General features: G+C 67.9%; 16 protein-coding genes, 1 tRNA gene and 1 pseudogene. 12 read left to right on the forward strand and 6 right to left on the reverse strand.

Annotated elements, in window-relative coordinates:
- The first annotated feature begins 49 nt into the window (after nt 1-49).
- The gene (locus tag K9D25_RS13435; protein WP_244375931.1) at nt 50-2,602 is read left to right on the forward strand and encodes an HWE histidine kinase domain-containing protein; all 2,553 of its coding nucleotides are present in this window, start codon (nt 50-52) and stop codon (nt 2,600-2,602) included.
- Between the two features lie 154 nt (nt 2,603-2,756).
- Here K9D25_RS13435 and K9D25_RS13440 read toward each other — a convergent pair whose 3' ends face one another.
- Entirely contained in the window at nt 2,757-3,428 is a 672-nt protein-coding gene (locus tag K9D25_RS13440; RefSeq protein WP_244375932.1) for a TetR/AcrR family transcriptional regulator, read from the reverse strand.
- 126 nt (nt 3,429-3,554) lie between these two features.
- On the opposite strand from K9D25_RS13440, the gene K9D25_RS13445 reads away from it, so the two are divergent.
- From K9D25_RS13445 to K9D25_RS13455, 3 genes are all read left to right on the forward strand, one after another.
- Nucleotides 3,555-4,724: an HlyD family secretion protein gene (locus tag K9D25_RS13445; protein ID WP_244375934.1), complete on the forward strand. Its 1,170-nt coding sequence runs from the start codon at nt 3,555-3,557 to the stop codon at nt 4,722-4,724.
- Nucleotides 4,725-4,741: 17 nt separating this feature from the next.
- On the forward strand, nt 4,742-6,313 hold the full coding sequence (locus tag K9D25_RS13450) for a DHA2 family efflux MFS transporter permease subunit (protein ID WP_244375936.1): 1,572 nt from the start codon (nt 4,742-4,744) through the stop codon (nt 6,311-6,313).
- A 487-nt stretch (nt 6,314-6,800) separates the two neighbouring features.
- The gene (locus tag K9D25_RS13455) at nt 6,801-8,366 is read left to right on the forward strand and encodes a 2-isopropylmalate synthase (protein ID WP_244375938.1); all 1,566 of its coding nucleotides are present in this window, start codon (nt 6,801-6,803) and stop codon (nt 8,364-8,366) included.
- 148 nt (nt 8,367-8,514) lie between these two features.
- Here the strand turns inward: K9D25_RS13455 and K9D25_RS13460 are convergent, their stop codons facing one another.
- From K9D25_RS13460 to pabB, 4 genes and pseudogenes are all read right to left on the reverse strand, one after another.
- Complete coding sequence (locus K9D25_RS13460) at nt 8,515-10,755, reverse strand: DUF6600 domain-containing protein (RefSeq protein WP_244375940.1); 2,241 nt, start codon at nt 10,753-10,755, stop codon at nt 8,515-8,517.
- A gap of 190 nt (nt 10,756-10,945) precedes the next feature.
- On the reverse strand, nt 10,946-11,731 hold the full coding sequence (locus K9D25_RS13465) for an aminotransferase class IV (protein WP_244375942.1): 786 nt from the start codon (nt 11,729-11,731) through the stop codon (nt 10,946-10,948).
- A 113-nt stretch (nt 11,732-11,844) separates the two neighbouring features.
- Nucleotides 11,845-12,420: pseudogene (locus tag K9D25_RS13470) on the reverse strand (anthranilate synthase component II); the annotation flags it as partial.
- Complete coding sequence (gene pabB / locus K9D25_RS13475; RefSeq protein WP_244375944.1) at nt 12,417-13,832, reverse strand: aminodeoxychorismate synthase component I; 1,416 nt, start codon at nt 13,830-13,832, stop codon at nt 12,417-12,419. The pseudogene K9D25_RS13470 and the gene pabB, both read right to left, overlap by 4 nt.
- 216 nt (nt 13,833-14,048) lie before the next feature.
- Between pabB and K9D25_RS13480 the strand changes: the two genes are divergently transcribed.
- The 7 genes from K9D25_RS13480 (at nt 14,049) to K9D25_RS13510 (ending at nt 19,089) form a co-directional block, all read left to right on the forward strand.
- Nucleotides 14,049-15,035, forward strand: a complete 987-nt coding sequence (locus tag K9D25_RS13480) for a tripartite tricarboxylate transporter substrate binding protein BugD (RefSeq protein ID WP_432207879.1) — start codon at nt 14,049-14,051, stop codon at nt 15,033-15,035.
- 153 nt (nt 15,036-15,188) lie between these two features.
- On the forward strand, nt 15,189-15,680 hold the full coding sequence (locus tag K9D25_RS13485; RefSeq protein ID WP_244375946.1) for a tripartite tricarboxylate transporter TctB family protein: 492 nt from the start codon (nt 15,189-15,191) through the stop codon (nt 15,678-15,680).
- 12 nt (nt 15,681-15,692) lie between these two features.
- Nucleotides 15,693-17,192: a tripartite tricarboxylate transporter permease gene (locus tag K9D25_RS13490; RefSeq protein WP_244375948.1), complete on the forward strand. Its 1,500-nt coding sequence runs from the start codon at nt 15,693-15,695 to the stop codon at nt 17,190-17,192.
- 114 nt (nt 17,193-17,306) lie between these two features.
- Nucleotides 17,307-17,382, forward strand: a tRNA-Lys gene (locus K9D25_RS13495).
- A gap of 217 nt (nt 17,383-17,599) precedes the next feature.
- On the forward strand, nt 17,600-17,812 hold the full coding sequence (locus tag K9D25_RS13500; RefSeq protein WP_244375950.1) for a hypothetical protein: 213 nt from the start codon (nt 17,600-17,602) through the stop codon (nt 17,810-17,812).
- Between the two features lie 94 nt (nt 17,813-17,906).
- Nucleotides 17,907-18,143 (forward strand): hypothetical protein, encoded by a 237-nt coding sequence (locus tag K9D25_RS13505; protein WP_244375952.1) that lies wholly within the window; start codon nt 17,907-17,909, stop codon nt 18,141-18,143.
- 49 nt (nt 18,144-18,192) lie between these two features.
- Nucleotides 18,193-19,089, forward strand: coding sequence for a transglutaminase family protein (locus K9D25_RS13510; RefSeq protein WP_244375954.1), 897 nt, complete (start codon nt 18,193-18,195; stop codon nt 19,087-19,089).
- Between the two features lie 52 nt (nt 19,090-19,141).
- Here K9D25_RS13510 and K9D25_RS13515 read toward each other — a convergent pair whose 3' ends face one another.
- A complete protein-coding gene (locus K9D25_RS13515; RefSeq protein WP_244375956.1) occupies nt 19,142-20,239 on the reverse strand; it encodes an alkene reductase in 1,098 nt (365 codons plus the stop codon).
- A 198-nt stretch (nt 20,240-20,437) separates the two neighbouring features.
- On the opposite strand from K9D25_RS13515, the gene pncB reads away from it, so the two are divergent.
- On the forward strand, nt 20,438-21,730 hold the full coding sequence (gene pncB, locus K9D25_RS13520; RefSeq protein ID WP_244375958.1) for a nicotinate phosphoribosyltransferase: 1,293 nt from the start codon (nt 20,438-20,440) through the stop codon (nt 21,728-21,730).
- Nucleotides 21,731-21,903: the final 173 nt, after the last annotated feature.

Here is a 21,903-nt window from a genome sequence, read left to right on the forward strand (position 1 = left end):
GCTTCCGGCCTCACCGGCCCGGCCGCGCGTGCGAAGGCCGGGGCGCTTCATGTCGGCGGGTGAGCGGGTCGATCTTTCCAATTGCGATCGCGAGCCGATCCACATTCCCGGCAGCGTGCAGTGCCATGGCTGCCTCATCGCCTGCGATCCGCAGGGCGGGGTGGTGCAGCGCCATTCCAGCAATGCGGCCGAGATGCTCGCCCTGACGGGGGAACTCATCGGCCGCGATCTCGCCGACCTGCTCGGTCCGCACGCCGCCACCCGCATCCGCGAGGCGCTGGCGCGCGGCTCGGACCCGTCCTCGCCGGCGCTGCTGTTCAATGTCGAACTGGCGTCCGGCGGGCACTTCGACGTGTCCGCCCATGTGTTCAAAGGTGTCAGCCTCATCGAATTCGAGGTCGCCTCGGCGGAGGACGGACCGGCGCTGGACCTCGCGCGCTCCATGTTCGCCCGCGTGCGCGGCGAGAAGGACATCGACAAGCTGCTCGAACATTCCTCTCGGCTGATCCGCAGCCTGCTCGGCTATGACCGGGTGATGATCTACCAGTTCGCCGAGGACGGCGCCGGGCAGGTGGTGAGCGAGGACAAGCGCGAGGATCTGGAGAGCTTCCTGCACCAGTGGTTCCCCGCCAGCGACATTCCCCAGCAGGCGCGCACGCTCTATGTCCGCAACATCGTCCGCGTCATCGGCGATGCCAATGGCGACCGCTGCCCGCTGGTGCCGGAGGAAACCCCGCTCGACGACCCGCTGGACCTGTCCTTCGCGCATCTGCGCTCGGTATCGCCGATCCATCTCGAATATCTGCGCAATATGGGGGTGGCCGCCTCCATGTCGATTTCGGTCATCGTCGACGGCCAGCTCTGGGGCCTGGTGGCGTGCCATCACTATGCGCCGCGCGTGCTGCCGATGGCGGAGCGGGTGGCGGCGGAGATGTTCGGCGCCTTCTTCGCCCTGCATCTGCAGGCGCTGAAGCAGAAGCGCACGCTCGATGTCGCCACCATGGCGCGCCGGGCGCTCGACCGCGTGCTGCGCCTGGCCTCGCAGGAAGAGGATATTGGCGATCTTCTGCGCACCAATCTCGCCGATTTCGCCAAGCTGATGCCGTGCGACGGCATCGGCCTGTGGCTCGGCGGGCAGTGGAGCGCGGAAGGCGCGGTGCCGCCGGCCGCCGACATTCCCGGCCTCGCCAATTTCATCGGCGAGCGGGCCGAGGGCAAGGTGTGGGCGAGCCACGAACTCTCCGCCCTCTGGCCGCGGGCGGAAGCGTTCTGCGCCGAGGCCTCCGGCGTGCTGGCGCTGCCGCTGTCGCAGCTGCCGCGCGACTATCTCCTGTTCTTCCGCAAGGAGATCGTCCACACGCTGGACTGGGCCGGCCGGCCGGAAAAGACCTATGAGACCGGCCCGCTCGGCGACCGGCTGACCCCGCGCAAGAGCTTCGCCATCTGGAAGGAGACGGTGCGCGGCAAGGCGAGCCCGTGGACCGAGGCCGACCGCGAGATCGCCGAAGCGGCGCGCTCCACGCTGGTGGAAATCGTGCTGCGCCATAATGAGCTGATGGCCGATGAGCGCGACAAGGCCGACACCCGCCAGCGCCTGCTCAATGAAGAGCTGAACCACCGGGTGAAGAACATTCTCGCGGTCATCAAGTCGCTGGTGGAGCACTCGCTGCGCGACGGCCGCAGCACGCAGGATTATGTCGATAGCCTGCGCGGCCGGGTTCAGGCGCTCGCCATCGCCCATGACCAGGTGGTCCGCGGGGCCGGCGGCGGCTCACTGGGCGATCTTCTGCGCGCCGAACTCTCGCCCTATGGCGGCGACGGGTCCCGGCTGACGCTGAGCGGCCCCACGGTGTGGCTGGATGCGCGCGCCTTCTCGGTCATGGCGCTGGTGCTGCACGAACTCTCCACCAACGCCGCGAAATATGGCGCGCTGTCGCGTCTCGGCGGGCGGCTGGAAGTGACATGGCGCGTCACCCCGGAGGGCGATTGCGAGGTGGTGTGGCGCGAACAGGGCGGGCCCGACGTGGTTGCCACCGGAAGGCGCGGCTTCGGCATGGCGTTGATCGAGCGCAGCGTGCCCTATGATCTCGGCGGCACCAGCCGGCTGGAATTCGCCCCCAGCGGCCTCGTTGCGCATCTGTGCCTGCCGGCCCGCCATATCTCCACCTCGTCGGGCGAGGCGGGGGAGGGGGCCGAGGGCGAGGGGCTCGGCGCCGCCCCGGAGCAGCCGGAGCCATTGTCGGAACTGGGCGTGCTGCTGGTGGAAGACCAGATGCTCATCGCCATGGATGTGGAGATGATGCTGAACGATGCCGGTATCGACAATGTGGTGACGGCGCCTTCCGCCGCCGAGGCGCTGCGCCGCCTGCAGGACTTCACGCCCGATGTGGCGGTGCTCGATGTCAATCTCGGCGCCGGCACCTCGGCCCCGGTGGCGCAGGAACTGCAGCGGCTCGGCGTGCCCTTCCTCTTCGCCACCGGCTATGGCGACCGTTCGATGATCCCGGCGGGTTGCGAAAGCGTGCCGGTGCTGCCCAAGCCCTATGAGAGCGAACCGTTGCTGAAGGCGCTGCGCGAGATCTGGGAGCGCCGGGCGGCCTGACCTCTAGCCGCGCGGCTGATGGACGGCCGCAGCACCCATTCTAGAGTGCGATCCGATCAGATTGAATCAATCTGATCGGTAAATCGCCCTCTAACTCTAAGATAGAGAACGCGTTATCCGATCAGCTTGCGATGCAAGCTGATCGGCGCGTGCTCTAGCCGCGCGCGGCGGGCTTCTCGACCGGCTCCGCGCCGTAATAGGCGAGGAAGATCGCCACGGCCCGGTCCACCGTGGCCTCGATCTGCGCCGGGCTGGGCTGCTGCTCGGTGCCGAACAGCAGGCCCTTCACCTGATTGCTCTGGCACAGGTTGAAGAACACATAGGCGGCGGCGAGATCGTCGTCGATGGCGAGCCGGCCGAGATCGGCCTGCTGGCGCAGCAACTCGCCCAGCCGCTGGCCGCCATGGCAGGGGCCGGCCTCGAAGAAGGTGCGGCCCACGCGCGGAAACCGCTCCGCCACCGCCATCACCATGCGCACCAGCCTTATATGGTCCGGCTGCACCATCATGGTCATGAAGGAAATGCCGATCCGCCGCAGCAGGCTCGCCACATCGTCGATCGAGGGGTCGACCACGAACAGGTGTTCGGCGGAGCGGGCGCGGTCATTGTGCACCAGCGCCTCGAACAGCTCTTCCTTGCTATTGAAATAGACATAGATCGTCGCCTTGGAGACGCTGGCCGCCTTGGCCACCTCGTCCATGCTGGCGGCGTCGAAGCCCTTTTCGAAAAAGACCTTCCGCGCGCCGTCGATGATGTCGCGGCGCTTGGACGATTCCGGCTCGGTGCGCGCAGGCGCGGCGGGCGTTTCGATGTCGATCATGCTCATGGCTATCCCCAGCCCCCTGATAGGGCGCGCGGAGCGCTGTTGTCAAAGCTCTTGACTAAACTGTTTAGTTTGATATGTAAAGCGTCAGAGTGAACTGAACGGTTTAGTTACGTTACGGAGGGTGGCATGGCGCAGGCTGAGATCAAGGCACTGCCGGAGGCGGCGGGAAGGCAATCCGCCGAGCCGATCCCGCTCACCGCGCGCAAGCCGGCACCGGACGCCGCCGCGCCCGTCGCGCCGTCCACTGACGCGGCCCCCAAGCCGCCGCGCTCGCGCAAGAAGCTGATCCTTGGCGCGATCCTGCTCGCCGTGCTGGCGGGCGGGGGCTTTTATGGCGCCGATTGGTGGCGGGTGGGCCGGTTCATGGTCTCCACCGACGATGCCTATGTCGGCGCGGACACCTCGATCCTCGCCGCCAAGGTGGCCGGCCATATCGTCGCGCTCGATGTCGAGACCAACCAGAACGTCAAGGCCGGCGATGTCATCGCCCGCATCGACGATGGCGACTACCGGCTCGCCCTCAAGGCGGCGGAGGACAAGATCGCCACCCAGCAGGCGACGATCGACCGCTATGGCCAGCAGATGGAGGCGGCGCGGGCGGAGATCGACCAGGCGCAGGCCGAACTGACCTCGCAGCAGGCGGAACTTCAGCGCGCCGATCTCGAACTCACCCGCCAGACCCAGCTGATGAAGGACCAGTTCTCCAGCCGCGCCACGCTGGAGACCGCGCGCGCCGATCGCGACAAGGCGCAGGCCGCCGTCGATGCCGCCAAGGCGAAGGTGGTCTCGGCGCAGGCCAATGTCGCCGTGCTCGACGCCCAGCGTACCGAGGCGCTGCGCACGCTCGACGAGCTGAAGACCGCCCGCGAGCAGGCCCAGCGCGACCTCGACTTCACCCTCGTCAAGGCGCCCTTCGATGGCGTCGTCGGCAATCGCGCGGTGCAGGTGGGGCAATTGGTGCAGGCCGGCACGCGCATCGCCGCGCTGGTGCCGATGGCGCAGGTCTATGTCGACGCCAATTTCAAGGAGACGCAGCTCGGCCGGCTGCATCCCGGCCAGAAGGTCGATGTCGAGGTCGACGCCTATCCCGACGAGACCTTCCATGGCCGCGTGGTCAGCGTCGCCCCGGCCTCCGGCTCGGTGTTCAGCCTGCTGCCGCCGGAGAACGCCACCGGCAATTTCACCAAGATCGTCCAGCGCGTCCCGGTGCGGATCGAGCTGGATGAGGCGGCCCGCGACAAGGCGGAGCTGCGCCCGGGCATGTCGGTGGTCGCCACCGTCGACACCCGCGGCTGAGCCTTCAGGAGGCGCGCATGTCCGACATCACAGCAACGCCCGGCGCCGCGCCCCGCGCCGCCGCCAGCGAGGGGAGGCGCATGTTCGCCTTCCTGTGCATGGTGTTCGGCATGTTCATGGCGATCCTGGACATCCAGATCGTCTCCGCCTCGCTGTCCGAAATTCAGGCCGGCCTCGCCGCGTCGTCCGACGAAATCTCCTGGGTGCAGACCAGCTACCTCATCGCCGAGGTGGTGATGATTCCGCTGTCCGGCTTCCTGTCGCGGGCGCTGTCCACGCGCTGGCTGTTCGCCGCCTCGGCGGTGGGCTTCACCGTGATGAGCTTCATGTGCGCCACCGCGACCTCGATCAACCAGATGATCGTCTATCGCGCGCTGCAGGGCTTTCTCGGCGGCGGCATGATCCCGACCGTGTTCGCCGCCGCCTATTCCGTGTTTCCGCGCGAGAAGCAGGGCGTGGTGGCGCCGCTCATCGGCCTGGTGGCGACGCTGGCGCCGACCATCGGCCCGACCATTGGCGGCTATCTCACCGACCTGTTCTCCTGGCACTGGCTGTTTCTGGTCAACATCATCCCCGGCATCTTCGTCGTCATCACCACGGTAACGCTGGTGGATTTCGACGAGCCGGACCTCGCTCTGCTCGACCGCTTCGACTGGTGGGGCCTGCTGTTCATGGCCGGCTTTCTCGGCAGCCTCGAATTCGTGCTGGAGGAGGGGCCGACCAATGACTGGTTCGAGGATGAGTGGATCCTCATCTTCGCCGTGCTCGGCGCGGTGTCGGCGGTGGCGTTCTTCGCCCGCGTCTTCATTTCCCGCGAGCCGGTGGTCGATCTGCGCGCCTTCGCCAACCGCAATTTCGCCGTCGGCTCGGCTTTCAGCTTCGTGGTCGGCATCGGGCTGTACGGGCTGACCTATCTCTACCCGCTCTATCTCGCCCGGGTGCGGGGCTATTCGGCGCTGATGATCGGCGAGACGATGTTCGTCTCCGGCCTCGCCATGTTCCTGTGCGCGCCCATCGCCGGCCGGCTGATGAGCAAGGTCGATCCGCGCGCCATGATCGCCTTCGGCTTCGCCGCCTTCGCGGTGGGCACGTGGCAGGTGACGGGACTGACCAAGGACTGGGATTTCTGGGAGCTGCTGGTGCCGCAGATCCTGCGCGGCGTCGGCATCATGATGGCGATGATCCCGATCAACAACATCTCGCTCGGCACCCTGCCGCCGGACCAGCTGAAGAACGCCTCCGGCCTGTTCAACCTGATGCGCAATCTCGGTGGCGCGGTGGGGCTCGCCCTCATCAACACCGTGCTCAACGACCGCTGGGACCTGCACCTCGCCCGCCTGCACGAGAATGTGCAATGGGCGAATGCGACGGCGGTGGATCGGCTCGATTCCATGACCCGCGCGCTCTCCGCCCTCGGTTCGGACGCCGGGACGGCGGCGCTGAAGCGGCTGGCGGGGCAGGTGCGCATCCAGGCCGAGGTGATGGCGTTTTCCGACGTGTTCCTCGTGCTCACCGTGCTGTTCGTCGCCCTGTTCTTCGCCGCCCCGCTGCTGCGCCGTCCGACGCACAAGGTGGAGGGCGGGCACTGAAGTCTGCGCTTCCCCGTCCGGCCGCACGGACGTGACGGGGTCGAACGTCATGGCCGGGCGAGGCCCGGCTGCCGCACCCTCGGGAGGCCGCCCCCTCCACCCGAAGGCGCGCGGCTAGGCGCCCGCCCGGCCATGACGCACTCGCCCCCCGCAGGCGCGAGCCCGAGGCGCCGCTTACCCCCGCCCTTGCCGTTTCCCCCGCGCTCGGCTATGACCTTGCGCCAGAGCAACCTCGCGAGAGCCGAGCCGTGACGAATTCGTCCGCCCGCCGTTCTTCCGCGACCCCGACCGCGCTGCGGTTTGCGGGGAAGGTTCTCCTTGCGTCCGGGCTCCTTCTTCTTAGCCGCCCCTGAGGGCCGGCCGGGCTTCGCGCCTGGGCGCTCAGGGGATGACGCCTCCCGCCACACTGTCAGACAGGCAACGGACGATGCCGCACGGGCCAGAAGGCCCTGCCGCTCCCGGTGCCGGAGCCGAGAAGGAAGCCCACATGTCCACCCCTCATGACCGCGTCGTCATTTTCGACACCACCTTGCGCGACGGCGAGCAGTGCCCCGGCGCCTCGATGACGCTGGAAGAGAAGCTGGAAGTCGCCGATCTGCTCGACACGATGGGCGTCGATGTGATCGAGGCCGGCTTCCCCATCGCCTCCAACGGCGATTTCGAGAGCGTCGCCGAGATCGCCCGCCGCACCAAGCGCGCGGTGATCGCCGGCCTCGCCCGCGCCATCCCCGCCGATATCGCCCGCGCCGGCGAGGCGGTGAAGTTCGCCCAGCGCCCGCGCATCCACACCTTCGTCTCCACCTCGCCGATCCATCTCGAACACCAGATGCGCAAGACGCAGGATCAGGTGATCGACATCATCACCGCGACGGTGACGCAGGCGCGCAACCTCGTCGACAACATCGAATGGTCGGCGATGGACGCCACCCGCACGCCCATCGACTATCTCTCCCGCTGCGTCGAGACGGCGGTGAAGGCCGGCGCCACCACCATCAACCTGCCGGACACGGTGGGCTATGCCACCCCGTCGGAATATGAGGCGATGTTCCGCCAGGTGCGCGCCTACATCCTCGACCGCGTGCCGAATGGCGAGCAGATCATCTTCTCCGCCCATTGCCATGACGATCTCGGCCTCGCCGTGGCGAATTCGCTGGCGGCGCTCAACGGCGGCGCGCGGCAGATCGAATGCACCATCAACGGCCTCGGCGAGCGCGCCGGCAATGCGGCGCTGGAAGAGGTGGTCATGGCCATCCGCACCCGTGGCGACGTGCTGCCCTATGCCACCGGCATCGAGAGCACCATGCTGACCCGCGCCTCCAAGCTGGTCTCGGCCGTCACCTCCTTCCCGGTGCAGTACAACAAGGCCATCGTCGGCCGGAACGCCTTCGCGCATGAGAGCGGCATCCACCAGGATGGCATGCTCAAGAACAACACCACCTACGAGATCATGACCCCCGACAGCGTCGGCGTGTCCAAGACCTCTCTGGTGATGGGCAAGCATTCCGGCCGCGCCGCCTTCCGCGACAAGCTGAAGGCTCTGGGCTACGAGCTGGGCGAGAACGCGCTGAACGACGCTTTCAGCCGCTTCAAGGAACTCGCCGACCGCAAGAAGGTGGTCTATGACGAGGACATCGAGGCGCTGGTCGATCACGAGATCGCCGCCGCCCATGACCGCATGAAGCTCGTTTCGCTCAGCGTCATCGCCGGCAGCCACGGCCCGCAGCGCGCCACCATGAAGATGAAGGTGGACGGCATCCTCGTCACCGAGGAATGCGAGGGCAATGGCCCGGTGGATGCGGTGTTCAACTGCATCAAGGCCATCGTCCCGCATGAGGCGAAGCTGGCGCTCTATCAGGTCCACGCGGTGACCGAGGGCACGGACGCGCAGGCCGAAGTCTCGGTGCGGCTGGAAGACGGCGACAAGGCGGTGACCGGGCGCGGTTCCGACCCCGACACGCTGGTCGCCTCGGCGCAGGCCTATATCATCGCGCTCAACAAGCTGGCGACCAAGCGCGGCAGCCTGAACGCTCAGGCGCAGCCGGCGGCGGAATGAACGGCCGCCGAAGGGTGTGATTTAAGGAAAGAGCCCCGGCACCGCCGGGGCTCTTTTGTTTCAACGGCATGCCTGTCGGAGCCGCCAGCCCCGGCAAGCTCCGGTGGCCCTTGCCGGGAATGTCCGTCGTTCCGGTCGAGGCTCGCGCTTACTGCGCGCCGGGCGGCACGGGCGGCTGCCCGGGGCCACCCGGACCTCCCGGGCCACCCGGACCGCCCGCCCCGCCGCCGGGCGGGCGCGGCTGGCCCTGCGGCGGACGCGCGGGCCGGTTCGGACCGGGCTGGCCCTGCGGGGGACGGGCCTGCTGTGCCCCCGGCTGCTGCGGCGGCTTCTGCTGACGCTGCTGCATCTGCTGCTGCCTCTGCTCTTGCCGCTGCTGCTGCCGGGCGCGCTGCTGTTCCTGCTGGGCGTCCTGCTGCTGCTGGCGCTGCTGCTGCCTGGCGCGCTGCTGCTCCTGCTGGGCCTCCTGCTTCTGCTGACGCTGCTGCTGGTTCTGCTGCTGCCGGGCGCGCTGCTGTTCCTGCTGAGCGTCCTGCTTCTGCTGACGCTCCTGCTGCTGCCGCTCGCGCACCTCCTGATTCCGCTTCGCCCGATCCGCATTGTTCAGCGGCGCCGGATTGGGGGCCGGTCGTGCCGCCGCCGGCGGCTGATCGGGTCCCGGGCGGGAGGAGGCAGGTGGGCTTTGCACCGCGCCGGGGGCCGCCGGAGCATTCGGCGCGGCACCGGGCGTAGCGGGGCCGCCGGGCCGGCCGGGGCTGGCGTCGGGGCCGTTATTCGGGCCGCCCGGACGGGGCGGCGTCGCTCCGGGCGCACCGGGACCGCCGGGCCGGCCGGGGCCGGCGTCGGGGCCGTTGTTCGGGCCGCCCGGACGGGGTGGCGTCGCTCCGGGCGCACCGGGGCCGCCGGGCCGGCCGGGGCCGGCGTCGGGGCCGTTATTCGGGCCGCCCGGACGGGGCGGCGTCGTTCCGGGCGCACCGGGGCTACCCGGCTGGCCGGCGCCAGCGTCGGGGCCGTTATTCGGGCCGCCCGGACGGGGTGGCGTCGCTCCGGGCGCGGCCGGTCCGCCGGGGCGACCGGGGCCGGCGTCGGGACCGTTATTCGGGCCGCCCGGACGGGGCGGCGTCGCTCCGGGCGCACCGGGGCCGCCGGGCCGGCCGGGTCCCACACCGGGAGCACCGGGGCCGCCGGGGCGCGGGCCGGGCTGGTTTTCCACCCGGTCCACCACACGCTGCGCCTTGGCGCGCTGTTCCGCGCGCAGCTTCTCATACACGGCGCGGCGCTGCTCCAGCGCCTCGCGCTGCTGGCGCTGGAACGCCTCGGCGCGCGCATCCGCTTGCCGCCGCTCTTCCAGCAGCCGGTCGGCCCGCTCGCGCTCCAGAAGCTGCACCTGCTGGCGGAAGCGGTCGGGGTTCTCGAAGCGGCGTTCGCGCAGATCGCGCCGGTTGTCGGGGGTGAGCACGTTGAGCAGCGCCGCCGAGGGCGCGAGCCAGCCCGGCACGTCGCGGTCCTCGCGCACATATTGCCGGATCAGCGGCCGCCGGTCGGGCTCGATCTCGCGCACATAGCGCGGCGGCGGGCCACGCCGGTCGCTGAAATCGAGGCGCGGCGCGAAGATGCCGAGCCGGCCGCCATTCCCATCGAAGAAAACATCGTCGCGATTGTCGACATAATAGACCTCGCGCGTCACCAGCCGCTCGCGCACCGGCGCGTCATAGACGCGGTAGCCGAAGCCGCGATTGACGTAATAGCCATCGTCCCAGCTCGGCTCATACGCATCCGGAGCCGCCTGGAGATAGATGTTGATCTGCGGGATCGGCGCGACATGGACGGCGATGTCCTCCGCCGCCATGTAGCGGTCCTCGACGAAGACCCAGCTTTCCGCCACGGGCGGGGCATAATGCGCGGGCCGGCCGACGGCATAGCCGGGACGGTCCGGTGCGATCGGCGCCCAGCCGGTGCGCCCGCCGCCGCGCCGCCACGTCACCCAGGCCGGCGCCCAGGTGTCGCCCGGCACCCAGAACCAGCCATAGGCGGGGTCATAACCCCAGCGGCCATAATGATAGGTCGCCCAGCCGAAGGGCTCATAGGATTCCCAGTACCAGCCATATTGCTCGGTCCACACCCAGCGCCCTTCCTGATAGGGGCGCCAGCCCGGGCCGACATCGCTGGGAATGAAGACATAGTCGTAATCGGGATGGGCGACCCAGGTGCCGAAGCGGCCCAGCTGGTCATAGAAAAGGTTCACGTCCATCGTCGCGGCGCCGCCCTGCGGGCCGGCCTGCGCCAGCCGGATCGGCGCGTTCTGCGCGAGGGCGGGCAAAGTGGCGACGCCGGCGAGAAGGCTCGCGCCGATTCCGGCGGCGAGCAGGGGGCGTGTCAGGCGAAGCATGGGGCACCTCCGGCAGCTTTGCGGTGGTCTTCAACGCCGCCGCCGCCGGAAGGTTTCAAATAATTGCGGCGTGTCTGGGTCGGGTCACCGGTGCAAAACGCAGCCGGCCAAGAAAGCGTCAAAAATATGATGCCGTCCTGTCTCGCGTCCTCTATCGCCAATGCAAGAAGTCGCAAGGTGAGCGGCGCGCTTATTTTCCGCCGGTGGCTTGCCGCCAGATAATATCCTGCAAGTTGCGAACCGTGTCGTGCGCTTCGCCCAGTGGAATGCCATCCAGCGCCGTCACCGGGCGGAGGAAGCGCACGGAATTGGTGAGGAACACCGCATCCGCCCCGCTGAGCGCCGCCGGCGCCAGCGGGCGCTCTTCCACCGCCAGCCCGAGCCGCGGCGCCGCCTCGATCACCAGCGCCCGCATGATGCCGGGCAGGCAGCCCTCGCTGAGCGCCGGCGTCACCAGCCGCCCGGCGATGAGCGCGAACACATTGGCGATGGTGGTGCAGGCGACGCGGCCGCGCGTGTTGAGCAGCAGCGCGTCGTCCCCCCCTGCCGCCGCCGCCTCGCGTGAGGCGAGGATGTGGTCGAGATAGCCCAGCGTCTTGAGGTTGGCGGTGGGCGAGAGCTCGTTGCGCCGCCCGCTGGCAGTGATCAGCCGCGCCGGCTGGCCGAGCAGGGCAGGGGACCAGGGCGCGCGCGTCACCACGACGGTCGGCGCCCCCGCGCTCGCCGGCCACAGGCCGCGCGCCGCCGTGCCGCGCGTTACCGTGGTGCGCAGAATGGCCGGCTCCGGCGTCACGGCCGCGTCCAGCGCCGCCTCGACCGCCGCCGCCTCAAGGGCGATGCCGATCCGCTGCGCCGCCGCCACCAGCCGGCCGACATGGCGGTCGCGGGCGAAGACGGCGCCCTCCAGCGCCAGCGCGGTGTCGAACACCCCGTCGCCGAGGGTGAAGCCGCGATCCTCGACACTGATCAAGGTCATCGCACGCTGCCGCCATCACCTCTCCCCGTGGGGGAGAGGTCGGCGCGCAGCGCCGGGTGAGGGGAAGCCGACGGGGCCAGCGGCCCCTCACCCCAGCCCTCTCCCCCACGGGGAGAGGGAGACTGACGCGCCAATTTCAGGAAATTGCCCAGCAGCGCGTAGCCATCCGGGGTCAGCACCGATTCCGGGTGGAACTGCACGCCATAGGTCGGGTGGGTGCGATGGGCGAGGCCCATGATCTCGCCATCCTCGCTCCAGGCGGTGGCGACCAACGGCCCGCCCGCGTCCAGCTCCACCGCCAGCGAATGGTAGCGCCCGGCCGGCAGCGGCGAGGGCAGGCCGGCAAACACATCCGTGCCGGCATGGCGCAGCCGCGAGGCGCGCCCGTGCATCGGCTCCTTCGCCCGCACCACGCGCCCGCCAAAGGCCTGGCCGATGCATTGATGGCCGAGGCAGATGCCGAGGATGGGCAGCTTTCCCGAAAGCGCCCGCACCGCCTCCAGCGAGATGCCGGCCTCGTTCGGCGAACAGGGGCCGGGCGAGATCACCAGCGCCTCCGGCGCCCGCGCCTCGATGGACGCAAGGTCCAGGGCGTCGTTGCGGGCGACCTCCACCTCTTCGCCGAGCTCGGTGAGATAGCGGGCGACGTTGAAGACGAAGCTGTCGTAATTGTCGATCAGCAGGATCACGGCGCCGCCCCCTCGGTGAAGGCGCGGAACAGCCGCTCGGCCTTGGTCAGGCTTTCCGCATGTTCGGCGGCAGGGTCGGAGAGGGTGGTGATGCCGCCGCCGACGCCGAAGCTGGCGCGTCCGCCTTCCACCGTCACCGTGCGGATGGCGATGTTGAAATCCATGGCGCCGTCGAAGCCGATAGTGCCGATGGAGCCGCAATAGACCCCGCGCGGCCGGCCTTCCAGTTCGCGGATGATTTCCATGGCGCGGATCTTCGGCGCCCCGGTGATCGAACCGCCGGGAAAGGAGGCGGCCATCAGATCCAGCCCATCGCAGCCCTGCTTCAACTCGCCTGTGACCACCGAGACCAGGTGGTGGACATTGGCATAGGTCTCCAGCCCGCACAGGCGCGGCACCTTCACCGTGCCGGGCCGGCACACGCGCGAGAGATCGTTGCGCAGCAGGTCGACGATCATCACGTTCTCGGCGCGGTCCTTCTCGCTGGCGGCGAGCGCACGGCCGCGAAAGGCGTCGAGCGTCGGCTCCACCGAGCGCGGCAGCGTGCCCTTGATCGGGCGCGTCTCCACCTCGGCGCCGATAAGCTTGACGAAGCGCTCCGGCGAGGAGGAGGCGATGACACGGTCGTCATTGACGATCAGCGCCGCGAAGGTGGCGGGGTTGGCGCGGCGCAGCTGGTCATAGAGGGCGAAGGGGTCGACGGCGCCGACCTCCGCCTCGAAGCGCTGGGTGAAATTGGCCTGGAAAATATCGCCGGCGCGGATGTAGTCGATCACCCGGGCGACGGCGCGGCAATAGCTCTCCGCGTCGAAATTGGAACGCCAGTCGCGCGCGCGCACCGGCGCGCCCAGCGGGGCTTCCGGCGCCGCCAGCCGGGCGCTGGCGTCGTTCAGCCGTTCGCGGGCGCGGCGGGCGCGGCGGGCGGGGTCCGCCTCCGGCCAGCCGGTGGAAATGAGAAAGGCCCGTTCCGCCACCACGTCGAAGGCGGCGACGAGATCGTAGAAGCCGAGGTCGATTTCCGGCCCCTCGCCGGGCTCGGCCTGCGGGGTGGGGAAGCGGTCGAACAGCCGGCCGGCTTCATAGGCGATATAGCCCGCCGCCCCGGCCTGAAAGCCGGCCTCGCCCGGCAGTCGGGGCTGGGCGTAGGTTTTCAGCCTTGCGCGCAGCGCCTCCAGCGGCGTCGCGTCTTCGCGCGTCCCGTTCCAGTGCGCGATACCGCCCTCGCTACGGAAACGGCCGAAAGGTTCGGCCATGACATAGGACCAGCGCCCGAGCACGGGGTGGCGCATGGCACTGTCGAGAAAGGTCAGGCCCGGCACCGGCACACCCTCGCGCGTGCCGAGCCGGCGCGCGGCCAGCCAGGGCTCCTGCCAGGCGATTTCGACAATGAGGGGAGGCGGCTCCTGAATCATGCGGCGAATATGGAACGTCGCGCGGCGGGTTCCTAGAGCGGTGATGCGCCCTCCGCCCGCCAACCGAGGATATCTCCGAGGCGTCACGCTTTCTAAGCCAAAGGGCCACTTGACGCTGCGTTGCGCGGGTGGTGGCCTAGTCTCCCAACAATACGGCGCCCGCGCGGACGGGCGACCGTGCAATCAAACAGGCTCAACACGTCTCGGGAGGGACATATGACGAACTTCAAGGGGGCGGCCACGGCCCTTGCGGCCTTGGCGCTGATGGCACTGCCTTTTGGCGCCGCGGTTGCGCAGGATTATCCCAACCGTCCGGTGACGATGGTGGTGCCGTTCGCCGCCGGCGGGCCGACCGACACGGTGGCACGGCTGATCGCGGAATCGATGTCGCGCACGCTCGGCCAGCAGGTGGTGGTGGAGAATGTCGGCGGTGCCGGCGGCACGCGCGGGGCCGGGCAGGTGGCGAAGGCCGCGCCCGACGGCTACACCGTGCTGCTGCACCATATCGGCCAGGCGACCTCGGCCACGCTCTACCGCAAGCTGCCCTACAACGTGCTCACCGATTTCGAGGAAGTCGGGCTCGTGACCGACGTGCCGATGACCGTCATCGGCAAATCGACGCTGGAGCCGAAGGATGCGGCCGAGCTGATCGCCTATGTGAAGAAGAACAAGGACGGCGTGATCTACGGCAATGCCGGCGTCGGCTCGGCCTCGCATCTGTGCGGCATGCTGTTCATGTCGGCGCTGGACACGCAGATGACCACCGTTCCCTATCAGGGCACGGGCCCGGCGATGAACGATCTCGTCGGCGGGCAGATCGACCTGCTGTGCGACCAGACCACCAACACGACCGGCCAGATCAAGGCCGGCAAGGTGAAGGCCTATGGCGTCACCACCAAGGCGCCGGTGAAGTCGCTGCCCAACATCCCGACCCTCGACTCCGCCGGCCTGCCCGGCTTCGAGGTGGCGGTGTGGCACGGCATGTACGCGCCCAAGGGCACGCCCAAGGCGGAGATCGACAAGCTCAACGCCGCGCTCGTCGCCGCGCTGCAGGACCCCAAGGTCATTTCCCGCTTCGCCGATCTCGGTACCGAGCCGGTGGCGCTGGACCGCGCCACGCCGGAAGTGCACCAGAAATATCTGGAAGCCGAAGTCGCCAAGTGGAAGCCGGTGATCGAGAAGGCCGGCGTCTTCGCCGACTGACGCCGCCGCAGTTCCGGCGCGCCCATGTGGCGCGCCGCTGTGGCGCGCCGCTGCGGCACGCGTTCCGCCCCTGCTTCCTGCCCCCGCTCTTGCCCGCCGGTCTGCCGCTCACCCCGGTGGGCCGGTCCCCCATCCGGCCGCTGGACACATCCCATGACACGTTTCGTCAAAAGCCCGAAGGAGGTCGCCAGCGGCTTCCTGCTGGTGCTCCTCGCCGCCTTCTTCGCCTGGCAGGCGATGGACCTGCCCATGGGCCGCGCCATCCGCATGGGGCCGGGCTACTTCCCGATGATCCTGGCCGGCCTGCTCGGCTTTCTCGGTCTCATCGTCCTCCTCACTGGACTCACACTCCACCCCGTGGCGGAGGAGGATGAGGGGCAGAAAATCGGGCTGAGCCGCTGGCCATGGGTGCCGCTGGGGCTGGTGACGCTCGCGGTGGTTGTGTTCGGCCTCGGCATCCGCCCGCTTGGCCTCGGCCCCTCCATGGGGCTGGCGGTGTTCCTCTCCACCCTCGCCAGCCGCAAGTTCCGCCTGACCACCGCGCTGCTCTCCTCCGCGATCATGGTGGCGTTCTCCTGGGCGGTGTTCATCAAGGGGCTCGGGTTGCCACTGCCCATGCTGGGCCCGTGGCTCGGCGGCTACTGAGGAGCGAACCCCATGGAAATCTTCGACAATCTCGCCCTCGGCTTCTCCGTCGCCGTCACCTTTCAGAACATTTTCTACTGCTTCATCGGCGTGCTGCTGGGCACGCTGATCGGCGTGCTGCCGGGCCTCGGCCCGGTGCCGACCATCGCCATGCTGCTGCCGATCACCTTCGGCCTGCCGCCGGTCTCCGCGCTGATCATGCTCTCGGGCATCTATTACGGCGCGCAATATGGCGGCTCGACCACGGCGATCCTGATCAATTTGCCGGGCGAAAGCTCCTCCGTCGTTACCGCCATTGACGGCTACCAGATGGCGCGCCAGGGCCGCGCCGGGGCGGCGCTCGCCACCGCCGCGCTCGGTTCCTTCTTCGCCGGCTCGGTCGCCACCTTCCTGCTCGCCGTCTTCGCCCCGCCGCTCGCCGACCTCGCGCTGAAATTCGGGCCGCCGGAGTATTTTGCGCTGATGGTTCTAGGGCTTGTGGCCTCCGTGGCGCTCGCCTCCGGCTCGGTGGTGAAGGCGCTGGCCATGGTGGTGCTCGGCATCCTGCTCGGTCTGTCGGGTCAGGATGTCTACACCGGTACGCCCCGTTTCACCTTCGACATGCTGGAACTCGCCGACGGCGTCGAATTCGTCGCGCTGGCCATGGGCGTGTTCGGCATTGGCGAGATCGTCCGCAACCTGGAGGATGAGCACACCCGTACCGTGCTGGTGCAGAAGGTGAAGGGTCTGCTGCTGACCAAGGACGACATCAAGCGCATCCTCGGTCCCATCCTCCGCGGCACCTTCCTAGGCTCCTTCCTCGGCATCCTTCCCGGCGGTGGGGCGATCCTGTCCTCCTTCGCCGCCTATTCGATCGAGAAGAAAATCTCCCGCCATCCCGAGAAGTTCGGCAAGGGCGCCATCGAGGGCGTGGCTGGGCCGGAAAGCGCCAATAATGCGGGTGCGCAGACCTCGTTCATCCCCATGCTCACCCTGGGTATTCCCTCAAATCCGGTCATGGCGCTGATGATCGGCGCGCTGATCATCCAGGGCATCGTGCCGGGCCCGAATGTGGTCAACGAGCAGCCGAACCTGTTCTGGGGCATCATCGCCTCGATGTGGATCGGCAATTTTATGCTGGTGGTACTCAACCTACCGTTGATTGGCATCTGGGTCCGGCTGCTCACCGTGCCCTACCACATCCTGTTCCCGCTCATCGTCGGCTTCTGCTGCATCGGCGTCTACAGCGTCAACAACAACGCCATCGACGTCTACACGATGGCGCTGTTCGGGGTGGTCGGCTACGTGCTGGTCAAGCTCGACTGCGAGCCGGCGCCGCTGCTGCTCGGCTTCATCATCGGGCCGATGCTGGAGGAATATCTGCGCCGCGCCATGCTGATCTCGCGCGGCGACCCGACCGTGTTCTTCACCCGGCCGATCTCCGCCACCATGCTTGGCCTCGCCATGCTTGCCCTCATCATCGTCCTCCTGCCCTCCGTCCGCAAAAAGCGCGAGGAAGCCTTCCAGGAATAAGCAGGGCGGTCCGCCGCGCCTGTGGATAGATCAGGAAGCTCACCTGACCCTATGGACACACCCCGGGGGCTCTGCTACACGACCCCCCGTCCGCAAGGCCACGGTCTGCGGCGGGGGCGCATAGCTCAGTTGGTAGAGCAGCTGACTCTTAATCAGCGGGTCCTAGGTTCGAGCCCTAGTGCGCCCACCAAATCCCGGTTCGCCGGCGACTGGTGGAAACCACGGCGAAGTCTCTTCGCCACCCCCTCTTCTTAATTTTACCGGTCATGATTATTTGACGGCATCGCGCGGCGACGCTCGTCGCTGGGACTTTCTCTTCCCTATCGGCCATGTGAAACGCACCGGGCGAGGCCGATCTATTGGCGGCGGCGCGGTGCGATCCAGGCCGCTTTGCTCAGGAGGGCGACATGATCGACCAGTCTTCCATGCTGTGTGCCCATTGCCAGCGCTGCGGGCGGCGCTCCGTACTGGGGCGTGTCGATGCGGCCACTCTCGCGCCGCCGACGGAGGGCGGCAACGCGCCGCGCCTTCGCTGCGACATGTGCGGCGGCCGGCAGGTGAAGCTGTTCAACGCTCAGGGCCCGGTGGAAATGCTGGCCTTTCTCAACGGACGCATGTGAGGGGGCCGTCGCCGGCCCGGCGTGAAGGCCGCGGCGAACGAATTGCGGCTTCGCGCGTTAGGCCTCGCAACAGCACAATCAGGCGAGGCAGGTCATGGAACATCCGAACAACGGTTATGGCGTATCGGGGGGAACCGGCGGCACGAATCCGGAGCGCAAGCCGGAGGGAGCGACGGCCCAACCCACTATGATCGGCGCGAACGCGTCGAAGGGACCCCGGGACCCCGGCAGCCGCTCGACCGCCTCCTTGTTCCCTCCGCGCCTTTATTCCTTCCAGGCGCTGGTCGCGATGGGCGTGCTGGGCTTCATGGTGGGCCGCATCTGCCGCTGAGGCCCCTCTCTGGTGCGGGCGGCGTTTACACCGCTCGCTGGAATCGATCATGCAGACTTTGACCGTCCGACACATCACCCATTACCGCTATGCAAACCCGGTGGTGTTTCACACGCACCGGCTGATGCTTCGTCCGCGCGACAGCCATGATCTGCGGCTGGTGGAGGCGGAACTCGTGCTCTCGCCGCACGGCACGGTTCGTTGGATCCACGACGTATTCGGCAATTCCGTTGCCATCGTCGACTTCGCCGAGCCGGCCAGCGAATTGCGGATCGAAAGCGTTCTGACACTTGAGCGCTACGGCCTGGGGGGCCTCATCTTCGAGCTCGCCGAGGAAGCGCAGTCGTACCCGTTCGTCTATTCACCGGATGACCGGATCGATCTCGGCCGGATGCTTGAGCCGCACTATCCCGATCCGAACGGGGAGCTCGAGGCCTGGGCAAAGGGCTTCGTCGCCACCCGCCCCACGGACACGATGGCGCTGCTGACGGACATCAACAACAGCATCCATGCGAATTTCGCCTATAATCTGCGGATCGAGGAAGGCACGCAGCCGCCGCTGGAGACGCTGCGCCTGGGCACGGGGTCCTGCCGCGATTTCGCTCTGCTGCTGATCGAGACGGCGCGCTCTCTTGGCATCGCGGCGCGTTTCGTGACCGGCTATCTCTACGATCCCGCGCTCGATGGCGGCGAGAACGGCGTTGTCGGTGCGGGGGCCACCCATGCGTGGGCAGACATCTATCTGCCGGGCGCGGGGTGGGTCGAGTTCGATCCCACCAACGGTACCATTGCCGCTGACAATCTTATCCGCGTGGCGGTTACGCGTGATCCCAGCCAAGCAGTGCCGGTGGGCGGCGGCTTCACCGGTCTGACGGGCGATTATCTCGGCATGAATGTCGACGTGGCGGTGCGCACGGTCCAACCCGAGGCGCCACTCGCCGCCTGACTTCGGCCCCCCCGGCAAAAGAAAAGGCCCGGCAGTGCCGGGCCTTTTTGCGTCAGGCGCTGGCGCCTTCCAGCGTGGGGTAGTCGGTATAACCCTTGGCGCCGCCGCCATAGAGATGGTCGCGGTCGAGCTCGTTGAAGCCGACGCCCCGGCGCAGGCGTTCCACCGCGTCGGGCGAGGAGATGAACGCCTTGCCGAAGGCGACGAGGTCAGCCTTGCCGTCCGCGATCACCTGCTCCGCCATGGCCTTGTCGTAGCCATTATTGACCATCCACGCGCCGCTGTAGCGGGCGCGCAGCGCCTCGAAATCGAAGTCCGGCGCAATGTCACGCGGTCCGCCGGTGGCGCCCTCGATCATATGGACATAGACCGGGTGCAGGCTCTCCACCACGTCCATCACGTGGTTGAACAGCGCCTGCGGGTCGCTGTCCGCGAGGTCATTGGCGGGGGTGACGGGGGAGAGGCGCAGCCCGGTGCGGGCCGCGCCGATCTCGCCGATCACCGCCGCCAGAACCTCCTTGAGGAACCGCGTGCGGTTCTCGATCGACCCGCCATAGGCGTCGGTCCGCTTGTTGGCGCCGTCGCGCAGGAACTGGTCGACGAGATAGCCATTGGCGCCGTGAATCTCCACGCCGTCGAAGCCCGCGCGGATGGCATTGGCCGCCGCCTTGCGGAAGTCGTCGACGATGCCCGGGATTTCCTCAAGCGCCAGCGCGCGCGGCTCGTCCACCTCGACGAAGCCGTTATTCACATAGGTCTTGGTGTTGGCGCGGATGGCGGAAGGGGCGAGGGGCGCGGCGCCGCCCGGCTGCAGCGAGCGGTGCGAGACGCGCCCGACATGCCAGAGCTGCACGAAGATGTGGCCGCCGGCCGTATGGACGGCATCGGTAATCTTCTTCCAGCCTTCGATCTGCGCCTCGGTGAACAGGCCGGGCGTGTCCTGATAGCCCTGCGCGGTGTCGGAGATCTGCGTCGCCTCGGTGATGATGAGACCGGCGGTGGCACGCTGACGATAATATTCCACTGCGAGCGGTGAGGGGACGAGTCCCGCCCCGGCGCGGTTGCGCGTCAGCGGCGCCATGACGACGCGGTTGGCCAGGATGATGTCGCCGAGGCGATAGGTATCGAAGAGGGATTTCGTGGCAGCCACGATGTGCTCCTGTGGAGATGGGGCCCTGCCATTGGGCCGGGCGTTGGAGCGCAGTTAATCATTGGATCTGCGGTTCCAAGGGCCAAATCGCACGACCTTCGTCGCAGGCTGCACCGGCACCGCGCTGCCGGCAGGCATGGCCTGCAATTTCGTGCGGCATGCTCTAGAAGGGGAGGCCGGGCAAACGGGGCCTACCGAATGATCGACATCGCGACTCGCGTCTATAACCACACGTGGAAGATCGACCCGATCGTCCGCTCCGTGCTCGACACGGACTTCTACAAGCTCTTGATGGCGCAGACGATCTACCGCCGTCACTTCCACACCCGCGTCACCTTCGGCATCATCAACCGCACCCATTCCGTGCGCATCGCCGATTTCGTCGACGAGGGAGAACTGCGCGAGCAACTCGACCATGTGCGCACCCTGTCGCTCACGCGTGGAGAGTCGACCTGGCTGCGTGGCAACATGTTCTACGGCAAGCGCCAGATGTTCTCGCCGGACTTCGTCGCCTGGTTCGAGGGGTTCCGCTTTCCCGCCTACCACCTCGAAAAGCGGGACGGGCAATATGAGCTGACCTTCGAGGGGCCGTGGATCGAGACCACGATGTGGGAAATCCCGGCGCTCGCCATCATCAACGAGCTGCGCTCGCGCGCCGTGCTGCGCAGCATGGGGCGCTTCGAGCTGCAGGTGCTCTATGCCCGCGCCATGACCCGCGTCTGGGAGAAGGTGGAACGGCTGAAGGCGCTGAATGGGGTTGGGGTCGCCGATTTCGGCACCCGGCGCCGGCACGGCTTCCTGTGGCAGGACTGGTGCGTTCAGGCGATGATGGAAGGGCTGGGCGAGCGCTTTCTCGGCACGTCGAATTGCCTCATCGCGCTGCGCCGCGAGGTCGAGGCCACCGGCACCAACGCCCATGAACTGCCCATGGTCTACGCCGCCCTCGCTGACGGCGACGCCGCCTTGGCCCGCGCGCCCTATGACGTGCTGGCCGACTGGCAGCAGGATTACGAGGGCAATCTCCTCGTCATCCTGCCCGACACCTTCGGCACCACGCATTTCCTTGAGAAGGCACCGGACTGGGTCGCGCGATGGACCGGGATCCGAATCGACAGCAAGGATCCGATCGAGGGCGGCGAGGAGGCACTGCGCTGGTGGCAGGCGCGTGGGCAGGACCCGACGCAGAAACTCGCCATCTTTTCCGACGGGCTCGATATCGGCGACATTGAGCGCATCTACCGCCATTTCCACGGCCGCATGCGCATGGGCTTCGGCTGGGGCACGCTTTTGACCAATGATTTCCGTGGCTTCGCACCTGAGGGGCGGCTGGACCCGATCTCCATCGTCTGCAAGGTCATCTCGGCCGACGGGCACCCGACGGTGAAACTCTCCGACAATCCGACCAAAGCCATGGGATCGCCGGCGGAGCTGGAACGTTATCGCCGCATTTTCGGCGCCACGACCGCCCCGGCACGGGCGGTGCTGGTGTAAGGGCGGACGTGTTTCCCACAAGGCATTGCAGCTGTTGAGGTAATTTGACGCGAGGCGTGTGATGGCGGCCAAGAGTTGCCGCAATCTTTGTTCATAAGGAAATTTCCGGCATGTGACATTCTTGCATCAAGGGGCCATTTGCCGGTAAGTTGTGACCCGTCGCATACGAAGGC

Origin of the sequence: Ancylobacter polymorphus (genome assembly GCF_022836935.1) — a bacterium.
Taxonomy (GTDB): domain Bacteria; phylum Pseudomonadota; class Alphaproteobacteria; order Rhizobiales; family Xanthobacteraceae; genus Ancylobacter; species Ancylobacter polymorphus_A.